Source organism: Ruegeria sp. AB5, from assembly GCF_056542645.1.
This window is the reverse complement of record NZ_JBQGAE010000008.1, coordinates 84,099-97,116: the sequence shown is the minus strand read 5'-3', so window position 1 is coordinate 97,116 and position 13,018 is coordinate 84,099. Positions and strand designations below refer to the sequence as shown.

The 13,018-nt window shown below is 54.7% G+C and carries 11 protein-coding genes; 1 reads left to right on the top strand and 10 read right to left on the bottom strand.

Annotated elements, in window-relative coordinates:
- Positions 1–57: 57 nt before the first annotated feature.
- The 5 genes from ACR0L4_RS14850 to ACR0L4_RS14830 all read right to left on the bottom strand — a co-directional run bounded on the left by ACR0L4_RS14850 (position 58) and on the right by ACR0L4_RS14830 (position 6,722).
- Positions 58–1,116, bottom strand: a complete 1,059-nt coding sequence (locus ACR0L4_RS14850) for an ABC transporter ATP-binding protein (protein WP_480513816.1) — start codon at positions 1,114–1,116, stop codon at positions 58–60.
- Positions 1,116–1,919 carry a carbohydrate ABC transporter permease gene (locus ACR0L4_RS14845; RefSeq protein WP_480513814.1) on the bottom strand — a complete coding sequence of 268 codons (804 nt, stop codon included), beginning with the start codon at positions 1,917–1,919 and terminating at the stop codon, positions 1,116–1,118. Before ACR0L4_RS14845 ends, ACR0L4_RS14850 begins: the two co-directional genes overlap by 1 nt.
- Positions 1,920–1,947: 28 nt before the next feature.
- A complete protein-coding gene (locus ACR0L4_RS14840) occupies positions 1,948–2,820 on the bottom strand; it encodes a carbohydrate ABC transporter permease (RefSeq protein WP_170752389.1) in 873 nt (290 codons plus the stop codon).
- A gap of 89 nt (positions 2,821–2,909) precedes the next feature.
- Entirely contained in the window at positions 2,910–4,226 is a 1,317-nt protein-coding gene (locus tag ACR0L4_RS14835) for an ABC transporter substrate-binding protein (RefSeq protein WP_170752391.1), read from the bottom strand.
- Between the two features lie 129 nt (positions 4,227–4,355).
- Positions 4,356–6,722 carry a 1-deoxy-D-xylulose-5-phosphate synthase N-terminal domain-containing protein gene (locus ACR0L4_RS14830; RefSeq protein ID WP_480513811.1) on the bottom strand — a complete coding sequence of 789 codons (2,367 nt, stop codon included), beginning with the start codon at positions 6,720–6,722 and terminating at the stop codon, positions 4,356–4,358.
- A gap of 136 nt (positions 6,723–6,858) precedes the next feature.
- Between ACR0L4_RS14830 and ACR0L4_RS14825 the strand changes: the two genes are divergently transcribed.
- Positions 6,859–7,311 carry an Lrp/AsnC family transcriptional regulator gene (locus ACR0L4_RS14825; protein WP_170752395.1) on the top strand — a complete coding sequence of 151 codons (453 nt, stop codon included), beginning with the start codon at positions 6,859–6,861 and terminating at the stop codon, positions 7,309–7,311.
- An 86-nt stretch (positions 7,312–7,397) separates the two neighbouring features.
- On the opposite strand, the gene ACR0L4_RS14820 is transcribed toward ACR0L4_RS14825, so the two are convergent.
- From ACR0L4_RS14820 to ACR0L4_RS14800, 5 genes are all read right to left on the bottom strand, one after another.
- On the bottom strand, positions 7,398–8,390 hold the full coding sequence (locus ACR0L4_RS14820; RefSeq protein WP_170752397.1) for a nuclear transport factor 2 family protein: 993 nt from the start codon (positions 8,388–8,390) through the stop codon (positions 7,398–7,400).
- Positions 8,391–8,452: 62 nt separating this feature from the next.
- The gene (locus tag ACR0L4_RS14815; RefSeq protein ID WP_480513808.1) at positions 8,453–9,589 is read right to left on the bottom strand and encodes a nuclear transport factor 2 family protein; all 1,137 of its coding nucleotides are present in this window, start codon (positions 9,587–9,589) and stop codon (positions 8,453–8,455) included.
- 44 nt (positions 9,590–9,633) lie between these two features.
- Positions 9,634–10,518 (bottom strand): carbohydrate ABC transporter permease, encoded by an 885-nt coding sequence (locus ACR0L4_RS14810; protein ID WP_480513806.1) that lies wholly within the window; start codon positions 10,516–10,518, stop codon positions 9,634–9,636.
- A 2-nt stretch (positions 10,519–10,520) separates the two neighbouring features.
- Positions 10,521–11,552: a carbohydrate ABC transporter permease gene (locus tag ACR0L4_RS14805; RefSeq protein ID WP_170752404.1), complete on the bottom strand. Its 1,032-nt coding sequence runs from the start codon at positions 11,550–11,552 to the stop codon at positions 10,521–10,523.
- 71 nt (positions 11,553–11,623) lie between these two features.
- The gene (locus ACR0L4_RS14800) at positions 11,624–12,853 is read right to left on the bottom strand and encodes an ABC transporter substrate-binding protein (RefSeq protein ID WP_480513804.1); all 1,230 of its coding nucleotides are present in this window, start codon (positions 12,851–12,853) and stop codon (positions 11,624–11,626) included.
- Between the last annotated feature and the right edge of the window lie 165 nt (positions 12,854–13,018).

Below are 13,018 nucleotides of genomic sequence, written 5' to 3'. Positions count from 1 at the left end.
CTGCTTTGGTATCAACGCTTCGATCCCTCTTGTTTCAGGTACTGGACCAACATGGCGTTAAGTCCTGATCCGGGTGCCCGTCTCGGGATCGAAAAGGTACAGGTGATCAGGATTCAGTGAAATGGAAACGATGTCATCCTGCTCTTTGCGAAGATGACGGTCCCCTTTTGCGATCACCCGCTGCTGCCCCCATTGGACGGTCAAAAGCGTTGCTTCGCCCGTATTCTCAAAGGCGTAGATGCGTACATCCATACCCCCCTGACCGGGGTCAGACACACGCATGTCGTCGGCCCGGACACCCAGAACAACACTGGACCGCTCTTCTGCATCGACCCGGATCAGGCTGGTGCCACCCGTCGTCACAAAATACCCGTTTGAAATCGAACCGTTGATCAGGTTCATCGCCGGAGAGCCGATGAAACCGGCCACAAACAGGTTTGCCGGGTCGTTGTAAATCTCGTCAGGCGTGCCGAGCTGTTGAATGATGCCGTTCTTCATAACTGCAACTCGATCAGCCAGTGTCATGGCCTCGATCTGGTCATGGGTGACGTAGATCGTCGTGATTTTCAGTTCCCGGCTGAGGTGTTTCAGCTCGGCCCGCATCGTGACACGCAGCTTGGCATCGAGATTTGACAGCGGTTCGTCCATCAAGAACACCTTGGGCGTGCGAACAATTGCGCGCGCCAGGGCCACACGTTGGCGCTGACCTCCCGACAGGGCCTTGGGCTTGCGATGAAGGAAATCGACCAATTCAACTTGCTCAGCCGCTCTTTGCACCCTTGGTTCAATCTCGTTCTTGGGCGTTCCACGCACTTTCAGGGGATACGCGATGTTGTCGAAGATGGTCATGTGCGGGTAAAGACCGTAGTTCTGGAACACCATTGCAATGTCCCGGTCCTTTGGCAGGTCATCGTTGACCATACGATCACCAATCCAGATCTCTCCGGCGGTTGGGTCTTCCAATCCGGCGATCATCCGCATGGTCGTCGTTTTTCCGCAGCCGGATGGGCCCAGCAGGACAAGGAATTCCTTGTCCTGAATCTGCAACGATTGGTTGTCGACGCCGACGAAGTCGCCCCAACGCTTTGTCAGGTTGTTCAGTTTCACTTCTGCCATCAGCGTACGGCCCCCATGGTCATGCCTTGTACAAAGTATTTCCGGATGATCAGAGCCAGCACAAACATCGGCAGCATGATGATTATCCCAGCGGCGCTCAGAAGGTTCCACAAATCTCCCTCTTCCGCCTTGAACAAAGCCAGACCGATAGGAAGTGTCACCGCGTTCTTGTTGGTCAGGATCAGGGCAAACAGAAATTCGTTCCATGCGATGATGAAACAGAAGATGCCTGCGGTCAGCAGTCCTGGCGCCGCCATGGGCAGAACGATGTTTCGAATGACCTGAAGCCGCGAAGAGCCGTCCACCATCGCCGCCTCTTCGGTGTCCATGGGAATGCCATCAATGAAGCCTTTGATCATCCAGATCGCAAAAGGCATCACGATGGCGAGGTTGACGAGGATCAGCCCCAGCCTTGTGTCCAGCAGACCGACGTCGCGAAACATGACGAAGAATGGCAATATGATAACGACCGCCGGGACGAATTGTGTGGCCAGAATCACGACCAGCATCGCTGTTTCCCCACGCAGCCTGAAACGGCTGAACGAATAGGCCGCCATGGTCGCAATTGGGATGGCAAAAACGACGGTCACGAAGGCGACAACCGTCGAATTGAAAAGCTTGTCTCCCAAATTGTAAGGCGCCTCAAAAACAGCTCCAAAGTTCTCGAAGGTTGGGGTGAAAAACAGCTTTAGCTGGAACACATCGATATGGTTCTTGAATGCGGCCATGAAAATCCATGCAATCGGTACCAACATCACCAGAATTGCGATGAAAATCAGCACAACCTGAACTGCGTTTGCCACCTGCTTTCTCTGTTTCCCCGTCATTGGCTCAACCTTTCCGGAAAACGAATTTTGCGTAGGCGTAGGTGAGGAAAATCATTGGAATAACCATCAACCAGGCAACAGATGCAGCATATCCAATTTGGCCGTACTTCATGCCGTTGAAGTAGATGTAGTGGCTGAGCGTTTGCGTGGCGGTGCCCGGACCTCCGTTTGTCAGCATGAAAATCTGATCGAAGGTCTTCAGGCTGAAAATGGATTTGAGGATTATGACAACCGCCAAAACCGGAGCCAGTTGCGGAAGCGTCACGTCCCTAAAAACCCGCCAGCCAGACGCCCCGTCGACCTGTGCAGCCTCGATCGTATCCCGAGGGACGCTTGCCAGCCCGCCGATCAACACAAGCGTCAGGAACGGTATCCAGCCCCACACGTCCGCCATCACGCATACGGCAAAAGCCAATATCGGATTTGCGAGCCAGCTGACATCTGCCAGCGGTGGAATGAGGACTCCAAAAAACGCATCGAACAATCCGAATTCCGGATTGAACATGAACCGAAAGCTGACGCCGATCAAAGCAGGGCTCATGGCAAATGGGAGGATCAGCAGTGTCTGCACGCCCGACCGGAACTTCCCGCCCGGTGCAAGCAACATCGCAAGTCCCAGCGCCAGCAATGTGGTGAGAGAAACGGTCAGAAGTGTATAGATCGCCGTTACCCAAACCGAATTCCAGAACGCAGGTTCGTACAAGAACGCCCACGTATAATTCTCAAACCCAATGTACTGGTCCAAAGAGCCCGGTCGATTCAACCGTCCAACGGTAAAGCTCAGCCGTAGACTTTCGACCAGAGGCCAAACTGCGGTGGCAAACACGACCAGAATTGCCGGAAGAACCAATAGATACTTGAGCGTGTCGTCCCGCATAGGAGAATATCCTCAAAGGGAACCACCCTGCGACAGGGCAGGATGGTTCGCAGTTCTGCCGAGCCAAAAACTGGCTCTGACGGGGGTGGTCAGTCGATGCGTCCGGCCCGGCGTAGCACGCGGTTGGATTGCTCTGCGGCATCCAGCATCAGCTGCCGGGTGTCACCACCAGCGGCAGCTTCAGCGATTGCTGCCGACAAAATGTCACCCACCTCAGGCCACTCGGGAATCTGAGGCATGATGTCGGACTCCTTGAGTGATTCCCAGGCCGCCATCTGAATCCCGTCATTGGCCGCATTCACTGAATCATCGGTCAACGAAGAAATGTGCGTCACCACATTGTTGACGATCTTCTGTCCACCAACCTCGCGTTCGGTCGCGTTGGCCTTATCCATCTCGGGGTTTGACAGCCATTTCAGGAATTCCCACGCAGCGTCCTTGTTTTCAGAGTACTCAGAAATCGCAAACGGCATCGAAATCGCATATGTTTTAGTCACACCTGTGTATGATGGCATTCCGACGAACCCAACCTGGTCTTTGGTGAGCGTGGATGTCTCAGGGTTCAAAAAGGCGGAATAGAACCACCACCAGCCAGGGATCATCGCCGATTTGCCTTGCATAAAGGACTGACGGGCATCTTGTTCCACAAATGCAACCGAGTTCGGGTTGGCAACACCGTGTTCGGTAAGCAGCGCGACATAGTCCTCGGTCGCTTTCAGGGCTGCCTCGGTCGTCCAGCCTGCTGTTCCATCCTCGTTGAACACGTCTTCGCCCGCACCCCAAAGGAAGTTCAACCAGATAAAGAGCGCCTGCCGGTTTCCATCGTTGTTGTAGTAGAGCGCAATAGGAGACATGTCGTCATTCGTCCAAGTCTCGTTCATCGCGGCGATTTCTTCCCAGGATGTCGGCGGGTTGGGGATCAGGTCTTTGCGGTAGAAAAGCACCTGAGGATGCGCACGCAGCGGGAACCCGAGGGTTTTGCCTTCGAACTGAGCCGACCGGGCAAACGCGGCCGGGTAGCGATCCATGGAAATCCCGTCACGGGCCATAAGTTCGTCAATAGGCATCAGCCAATGCGCATTTGGCGGACCCCAGCTGTCCAGATAGTTGACAACGTCGAACGCCCCGTTTGCGGCAATGCCTTCGGCGTTGATCTTCTCTTGCAGTGACGCGAACGGGATGAACGTCCACTCTGTCTCGATGCCCGTAAGCTCGGTGAACTCATTGTCCCGCAACATTAGACCGTCAAACTGTGGCGTTACAACGCTCAGGATATTGAGTTTGGTTCCTTCGTATGGCTTTCCATCCAAGAGGTTGTATGACGTCTCTTGGGATGACGCGGCAAGCGGCGCAATCACCATCGCGGCAAGCGCTACTCCAGCCTTCAAAAATGACCGTTTTCGCATCTCTTCCTCCCGATTGATTTGCGACTATTGGATTACCTTAGGTCAACATGAATGCGTATTCAACGGCATTGTGAATACGCATTCACACAGTCGAAAAAATCATCTCGGGATTTCAAATGCAGACTCTTTTCACAAAAGGGCACGACCACAAGTCAGAGTACCGATTGCCTGAACTATTGAGGACCCATCAATGCCAAAATGCCGGTAGAGATCGCGTATTGATCCCGTTTGTCCAAAATGCTCGACACCCAATGGGATCGCCCGATGACCGATGACCGATCCCAACCAGCTGAGCGTTGCCGGGTGCCCATCGAGCACGGTCAATAGCGTGCAGTGTGCAGGCAAATCGCCAAGCAGCTGTTCGACGTGGCTCTGAGCTTGGGCAGCGCCGCGCGAACGTTCCCTCTGGGCCGCTGTCCAACCCGCATTCAGCCGATCTGCGGAAGTTACAGCCAAGACACCAACGTCGCGACGGTCTTCGGCAATCATACCGGCTGCGGCGATGGCTTCGGCCGCAACAGCGCCCTGATAGGCGATGACGATTTCGCAGTTTGGTCCGGGCTTTCGCAACCAATAGGCACCGTCGATCGCCCCGCGACGGAAGTCATCGTCAACACGCTTTCCGGGCTGTTCGATCGGGTTGGTGGTCAGGCGCAGATAAACCGAGCCTCCGGTTTCATCGCGTAGCCATGTACGCTCGTCAGGTTGACCCTCACCGTCGCGCTGGATGTAGTCAAACGCCCATTCCATGATCACCGCCAATTCATCTGCGAATGCAGGTTCGAAGGATGCCAACCCGTCCTGGCTCATCCCGATGAGGGGCGTTCCCACAGACTGATGTGCGCCGCCCTCGGGTGCCAGTGTGACACCCGAGGGCGTACCAACCAGAATGAACCGTGCATCCTGATAGCAAGCGTAGTTCAGCGCATCGAGTCCGCGACACACGAACGGGTCGTAGACGGTTCCGATCGGGATCAGCCGCTCGCCAAACAGCGAATGAGACAAACCGGCCGCGCCCAGAAGAAGCATCAGGTTCATTTCGGCAATCCCAAGTTCGATGTGCTGCCCTTCAGGAACAAATTCCCATTTTGCCGTCGACGGAATGCGATGTTCGATAAACGCGTCCGGTTGTTCGGATCGTGCGAACAGTTTGCGGCGGTTGACCCACGGGCCCAGGCTGGTCGTTCCCGTCACGTCCGGCGAGGTTGTCAGGATCCGGTCGGATAGCGCAGTTCTGCCTTTTGCCAGTTCATCCAGAATTTTGCCAAACGCCGCTTGGGTTGAGATCACCTGGCTGGTGTCGACACCGATGTTTGGCACGTCGAGGCGTGCGGCCGCAAACCGGCGCGTTCCCATCGAAAAGAACGGCACTGTCGAGAGAAAGTCCTTCAATTCCTCCGCATCATCAACAGTTGCAAAAGGATCCCATTCATTGCCCGTCGCGACGCCCATATCGGACTGCCATTGACTGAATTGGCTGTTGTTCATCAATCCGCCGTGGTTGTCCTTGTGACCGGCAATGGGCGTGCCCCAGCCTTTGATCGTGTAGGCGAGAAAACAGGTTGGCCTGTCGTGATCAATCGCGGCAAAGGTCCGGGCCATCGTTTCGGTGCAATTCCCGCCTAGATTTTCCATCAGAGCCGCCAATTCCGCGTCACTGCGTCTGTCGATCAACGCGCTCACATCACCCTGATCGCCCAGATCCTCCATTAGGCGATTGCGCCAAACCGACCCGCCCATAAAGGTCAGGGCGGAATATTCCTGATTGGGACAGGCATCGATCCAGTCCCGCAACCGATCCCCGCCCGGTTCCGCGAACGCAGCGCGTTGCAGGACACCGTGCTTGATCCGCACAACATCCCACCCAAACGCGTCAAAGATCTTCTCGATGCGTTCAAACAGGCCTTCACGAACAATTCCATCCAAAGACTGGCGGTTGTAATCAATGATCCACCAGGTGTTGCGCAGATCGTTCTTCCACCCTTCCTGCAACGCTTCGTAAACATTGCCCTCATCCAGCTCGGCGTCCCCGACCAGAGCGACCATACGGCCCATCGGTGCATCCTTCCCCCACGATTTGGCATGGATGAAATCCTGGACAATGGATGCAAACGACGTGATGGCGACACCCAAGCCAACTGACCCGGTCGAGAAATCCACATCATCGACATCCTTGGTCCGACTGGGGTAGGATTGCACGCCCCCGTAGCCACGAAAGTTTTTCATCCTCTCGACCGCGAGATTGCCCATAAGATATTGAATTGCATGGAACACCGGAGAAGCGTGAGGTTTGACAGCGACGCGATCTGACGGCTTGAGCGCTGAAAAATACAAAGCCGTCATGATCGAGACCATCGACGCAGATGACGCCTGGTGACCGCCAACTTTGATCCCGTCCTTCTTTGGGCGGACATGATTTGCATGATGGATCATCCAATGCGACAGCCACAACAATTGCTTCTCAATAACCTTTAGATGATGCGCGTCTGTTGCCATGGTCTTCTCCTTTCCCACATCATAACGAATTCGGTGCGCGCGATGCCGCTAAATTCAGCAATCTTTGCGCAAATCTTGACGGATATTCTCGTAGTTTGTAATTCTAAAGCCTGATTTCACCAATGAAATGACCAGAATGGACAAAATCGACCAACGCATTCTAAAAGAACTTCTGATTGACGCGCGCATGTCTCATCAGGAACTTGGCGACCATGTCGGATTGTCGCCATCCCCGTGTGCGCGACGAATTCGAAAACTGGAAACGGACGGGGTTATCAAAGGCTACGGCGCACGGATTGACGAGGCGAAGATGGGCTTTGGCTTCAGCGTGTTCATTTCCGTTCGCCTCGACAAGCAAATCGACCGTCAGCTTGAACAATTCGAGAGCAGCGTCCGAAACCTGTCCGAAGTGGTCGATTGCTGGCTAATGACCGGCAGTTTTGACTATTTGCTGCGCGTAGCCGTTTCCGACCTGAACGAGTTTGAACTGTTTTTGACGGGCCGCCTGACAAAGATACCGGGTGTTGCTTCTATTGAATCTTCGATCCCGATACGGCGGGTCAAAGATCAGGGGAGCCGTCTGAGATAGAACAGGTTTGAGGGTCAGCACCCGTGAAACGCAGTGCAGACGCCGAGGGGAGAAACGGCGCCTGCCTTGCTGGCCGAGCGGCCAGGCTAGCCACGCATATAGGGGATGCGCGACAGAATATCGACGCCCTGCTGGTTCCAGAAATGAAGCAGGTCGATAAAAATCCAATTCTCAGTCAGCTTGTCGCCGGATCGGCGATACATGTCGATCACGCGCATATCGCTGAGCTTGCCGGTTGCCGGCATGCCCATGAACCCCCCTGAAGGCCTGAGGGTCAGGTTCGGCCAGCCGAAGAAACCGCCAAACTCGCCCTCGGCGATGCGTGCGATGTGACCATTGAAATGGCGGTCTGCCAATCCGTCTCGGAACGGACCGGAATGCTGCTTGATGTAGCGTTCAATCGTGTATGCCGCGCCGATACCGGTAGGGCCCCACCAGATCATGTCGTCATTCCAGCTACGCGGCAGTTCTTCCTCAAGGCCAAGTTCCTCGCGACCTTTCCAGTCTCGGATATCGTTGATCATGAATTCAATCGCGCCCAGTGTGCGACGGCCTTCTTCCGGGTCCTGAGCGTCAAACATGACACCGGTATGGGTCATCGGCCCGGGTTGAACCAACTGCGCTCCGGTTTGAGAGGCGAACAATCGCAAACCCGCCTGAGCCGCCAGATGAGGAATGTCGAAGAACATCGCCGTGTCGGTGATTTTATCTCCTTCCACGCGATGGAACTCGGCATAACGCAGCATGGCGATCTTGTTGGTGTGCGGGATGTCCAGCCACGGTGCATCGAACAGGCCCATCAAGTGCCCCATAGACGCGACCCAGACCCCGCCGGCCTCAAGGTGGTTGTCACCAGCCATGAAGATATCGAGCCGTCTCTGCATTCGCCGCAAACTGTTTTGCAGAGGTATCCAGAACCGTTCGGCTACTTCGACGGGATTGTGGATTTCGTGGAACGGATGATAGCCGCGCCACACTGCATCCGGGGCAAAATACCTCTTTGCGGCGGCAACCGGATCCTCGTTGAGAGCATCGAAATAATTCAGCACCAGGGCTTTGGCAGATTGAAAATCCGACATGTGTTCTTTCTCTTGGGTTGTGGGTGGGTCCGCCGATCAAAACCGGCGGATTTAAAAATGTCTCAAGCGGCGTTTCGGCGGGCTTTCGCGATCTGCATCATCAGGTCGAGCTCGTTGAACAGCTGCCATTCTTGCTCGACGCGCCCATCTTTGACCCGCCACTGGGTGATGCCCCAGATTTGGCAGGCAGCGTTGGTAGCGGCACGATACATTTCTGATTCACCCGCATGGGTACCCTCTGCACTCCATCGCGTTGATATCAGCCATCCATCTTCGTCGTTGCCCATCCAATACACTTCGTCGACCTGCAGGACGAGATCCGGAAATGCAGCGCGCAGGCCTTTGACATACTCCTTGTACGCGCAACGCCCCGAAAACTGACGGTCCGTGGTGCCCTCAAAGGGCAGATCCGGTGTATAGTCGGTGTCAACCACACTCAGGTCGCCGTTCCAGATATTGTCGTGCAGGCGACGTGCAAACGCGTCGGGGTCGAACCCATCTTCCGGTTCAGCAATCGAAAGGGCCTGGACTGGAGCCGCAGATCGACGCAAGTCGTCCCAGGTTTTCTGATTGCGTGGCCACCCCGGGGGCGGATCTGCGGCAAGGCGGTCCGCTTCATCCCACAGATCAATACCCAGTTGTTGCAGCATTGCCGATGTGTTGTAGAGCACATGCTCCAGAAAGATATCGTTCTCAAGCGCCACGCAATTGGCGATGACCAATACACTGACCTTCTTGCCCGTGGCCGGCCCGTATCGGCTGGGACCGATATTGGTGCCAATGATCCGGGTCAGATGCGACGTGTGAAACCCGACCTCATCGTCGCCCGCCCAGATGATCTCTTCAGCGTCCAGAACGATGTCCGGAAAGGCTCCGGTTGTGTGATGGGTGTCGGCAATGATTTTCTTGTTACCTGTCTGTAACCCATAGTCGTCATAGATCAGCGAGCTTGGCCCATAGCAATCGGCGATGTATTCGACCTGCGGCGGATCGGATTCCCAGATCCGATGGGTGATCCGGACGATGTAGTCCACGATATTGGCATAGTCTGGATCAAAACCGCGAAGCTCCTGTTTCGGACCAAAGTCCTCGGGGATCCGCACCGCCCGATTGTTTGAATACTCTCGAAATGAGACATCATAGCCCGCAGGCATGTGTCGCCGCGCAAGTGGCTGCGCCGCCCCATAAGTCCGTGACATGTTCTCTCCTGTTCAGAACAACGTGGTTGGAATTTTCTTCATGACTATCCTTTGACAGCTCCTGCCGTCAGGCCGCTGACAATCTGCCGCTGGAAGAACAGCACAAGGAAAAACAGCGGCACCATCGCGCTGACCGCGGCGCCGACTGCAAACATGACGTCCCCCGTTTCGCGCACGGTACCAAGGAAGCTGGCGATTTTTGGGACCATTGTCTGGTTTTCGGAATTCAGCAGGACGGCGGTAACGGTAAAGTCGTTATAGGCCAGCAAAAAGCTGAACAGACCCGTCGTAATCACGCCCGGCCACATCACCGGAATAATGACATAGCGAAACGCCTGAAACCGCGTACAGCCATCGACCATGGCGCTTTCATCCATGTCCTTTGGAATGTTCAAAAAGAATGAATGCAGCATCCAGAGCGTGAACGGCTGGTTGATCGCCACAAGAACGACAATCGTTGTGCTGAGCTTGCCCCAGATGTTCCATTCAAAGAACGGCAACAGATAACCCGATACCAATGTGACATGCGGCATGGCCCGGAAAATCAGCGCCAACATCAAGAGCCAAAAGGCATAGCGAAACCCTGACCGCGCTAGCGCATAGCCACCCAATGTACCGAGAGTCAGCGAGATTATGACCGTAAAAAACACCACGATCGCGGTATTGATCGAATTGCGCCAAAATCCCTGTTCGACCCAGGCGCCATAGTACCCCGCCCCTGTAAAAGCGCTGCCTGTTTCTGCCTTGGTCACCACACCATACAGCGCGTTGGTCCAGTCCGCCTTCGAAAAGAAGTCCGGTTGCACCTTGAACGATCCCCACAACGTCCAGAGAAACGGACCGGCGGCGATCAGAACCCACAACACGACAAAGCTTGTGGTGAACCAAATCAGTGCGCTGGAACGTCTGTTGGCTACAGATGTTGACATGATCAGGCCCTCTTTCTGTTAAAGTCCCGCCATGTGCGGAGCAGGACAGGTGTCAACAGGACTGCAACACCGAGGATTGTCAGGATCGAGGTGGCACCAGCTGACCCGAACTGCGGAATGTCGCCGCCACGCAGGTCGTTGTAGATGATGAAGGACAGTGATGTCGCCTTGGCCGACGCCTGGAAACTGACGATGGGTTCCAGCACCCGGAAGTTATCCATGAGCTGCATCAAAGTGATGAACACCACCAGAGGCATCATGTAGGGAACAACCACGTATCGAATGGCTTGCCAGCGCGACGCGCCGTCGATTTTGGCGGCCTCGAGCGTTTCTGACGGAACGGTTTGAAGACCTGCGTAAAAAACGACAAAACTGAAGGGCGTTGAACTCCAGATGCCATACACAATCAGCATGATCCATGTCAGCGGCGTCGACGCTTTGAGTGAGAGGTTGGGATCGTTGAAGATTCTCTGCAACGTGGCTCCGATGATACCATCCGCATCGACCATCCAGAACAAGATCAATGCACCGATCAATGGCGTTACGATCATAGGCAGCAGGGATACGAAAATCGTCGGCCCTTTTACCACGCGCGGCAAGGTGTTGACCGCCAATGCGACGCCCAACCCCAATACGATGACAAACGGTGTTACAACGGCGGTATAGGTCAGGGTAAAGATCAGGGCCTTGTAAAACGGCAGGTTCAACAATTCTGATATGAACGCGCCCCAGGTCTGGGTTGTATTCCAGGATTCTCCGACCTGTTCAAACGCGAGATGTTTTCGGTTCGTATAGGTTCCTAACCCGTTGAACCGACCCAATGGCGCTTGTTCACGCAACGCGGAAGTCGCCTCATTGTCGACCTGCAAAACCGTTTCGCATTTGAATGGGCCGCAGTTTTCGACCTCGACCATGATCTGCTCGTGCTCGACGAACAGCGACTGTATTGCAACCGAAACAATAGGTAGCGCAATGAACAGGATCATCGCGGCCAATGAAGGAAGGATGAACCAGAAAAAGGTGCGATGTTTCATGACAAGGTACCTGGGTCAACTTCACAGTGATTGAAAAACCGGGGTGGCATAGGCGGCCCCGGTTATCGGCATCAGAGATAGCCGGCTTCTTTTGCGGCTGCTATGTACGCGGCCTCGATGTCGGACAGAGTTTGCTCTGCACTCTCATTGCCTTGCAGGAAATCCGGCAGCTCCTCAAAGAACGCCTGATGCAGCAATCCCATGTAGGGAAGCATCGGATAGGGATCCGCCCCCGCTGCTGCAGTTGCTGCAATACCTTCAGCTGCGGGTCCCGGCTGGTAAGACTCCATCAACCAGACCGCTGCATCGTTGTTGGCTTCGACCATCTTGTCCGAGGTACCATGCAACATCGCAAGGAACGTTGCCTCAGCATCTTCGTCCGAGATGTTCTTGGCAATGGTGAATCCGTCCCACCACAAGGACGATGACGGAAGTGAACCGCCCGCAACGGTCGGCGCCCCTGCCAGAACGGTGTTTTCCGCAACACCTTCTTCCGCACCTTCACCGCTCAGAAGTTCGCCAGCGCTTGAGCCCCAAAGCTGGGCGATTGCCAGATTGCCAGATTTCCAGATCGGAACTACGGTCGCGGTGTTGTACGTCAGGAAGTCCGGGTTCGACAGCGCTACAAGTTCCTTCAGCTTGTTGAGCGTCGCGACTCCGATTTCGTTGTTCACCGCAGGCTCGGCCGTTCCGGGCTTAAAGAACTCACCCCCATGGCCGAGATACATGTTCACGAATTCCTCGCCCAGGTTCCAGTCAGACATGCTGAGGAAGGCAAAGGGATGGTCCATGATACCGGCATCCTTGATCGCCTGGCCGGTTTCTATGACCTCTTCCCAGCTTGTCGGAACAGGTTTACCCACCTGGTCCAGAATGTCCTGACGCAAAAACAAATGCTGCGCATTCGCCATGAACGCAATCGCCATGATCTTGCCGTCAATCGTGATCAACTGGTTTTTCTTGAGATTTTGACCGTGCTTGGCAACCAGATCATCCAGCGGTCGAACCAGACCCTCGTTCAGCAACGGCACGATAGAGGAATTGGCAACAATGACCGATGTGTACTCGGCCGGGTCTGCGGTCAACGCCTGAACCGTAAAGTTGCGGAAGTCTTTATTGTGGTTGGCAGCCACCGTGACGCCGCCTGTGCACTCTGCGGCCGTAGATGTGATCGCTTTCAGCGCCGGGAAATCATTCGCCAGCACATTTACGTTTCCGCTGCTGATTTCGCACTCTGCAAAAGCTGCAGTTGCCATCAGCATCGCGGCGGCGCTGGTCGCAAAGCTTTTCATTATGGACATATTGAGAACCCTCCGGTTGGACCCTGGTTTGCAGGCCTGGACCTGCTTTGGCTAAATGACTGCCATTCTGGCTATTTATGCATTCGCTTTCACTATTATGCCGAAATAAAACTACGTGACAAGAATTTCTTGTATTTAACAATAATCATTACATTTATTACATTT

Coding starts and splice junctions, on each gene's coding strand:
- ACR0L4_RS14850 (WP_480513816.1), bottom strand. CDS start 1,116: ATGGCAGAAGTGAAACTGAACAACCTGACAAAGCGTTGGGGCGACTTC.
- ACR0L4_RS14840 (WP_170752389.1), bottom strand. CDS start 2,820: ATGCGGGACGACACGCTCAAGTATCTATTGGTTCTTCCGGCAATTCTG.
- ACR0L4_RS14835 (WP_170752391.1), bottom strand. CDS start 4,226: ATGCGAAAACGGTCATTTTTGAAGGCTGGAGTAGCGCTTGCCGCGATG.
- ACR0L4_RS14830 (WP_480513811.1), bottom strand. CDS start 6,722: ATGGCAACAGACGCGCATCATCTAAAGGTTATTGAGAAGCAATTGTTG.
- ACR0L4_RS14825 (WP_170752395.1), top strand. CDS start 6,859: ATGGACAAAATCGACCAACGCATTCTAAAAGAACTTCTGATTGACGCG.
- ACR0L4_RS14820 (WP_170752397.1), bottom strand. CDS start 8,390: ATGTCGGATTTTCAATCTGCCAAAGCCCTGGTGCTGAATTATTTCGAT.
- ACR0L4_RS14815 (WP_480513808.1), bottom strand. CDS start 9,589: ATGTCACGGACTTATGGGGCGGCGCAGCCACTTGCGCGGCGACACATG.
- ACR0L4_RS14810 (WP_480513806.1), bottom strand. CDS start 10,518: ATGTCAACATCTGTAGCCAACAGACGTTCCAGCGCACTGATTTGGTTC.
- ACR0L4_RS14805 (WP_170752404.1), bottom strand. CDS start 11,552: ATGAAACATCGCACCTTTTTCTGGTTCATCCTTCCTTCATTGGCCGCG.
- ACR0L4_RS14800 (WP_480513804.1), bottom strand. CDS start 12,853: ATGTCCATAATGAAAAGCTTTGCGACCAGCGCCGCCGCGATGCTGATG.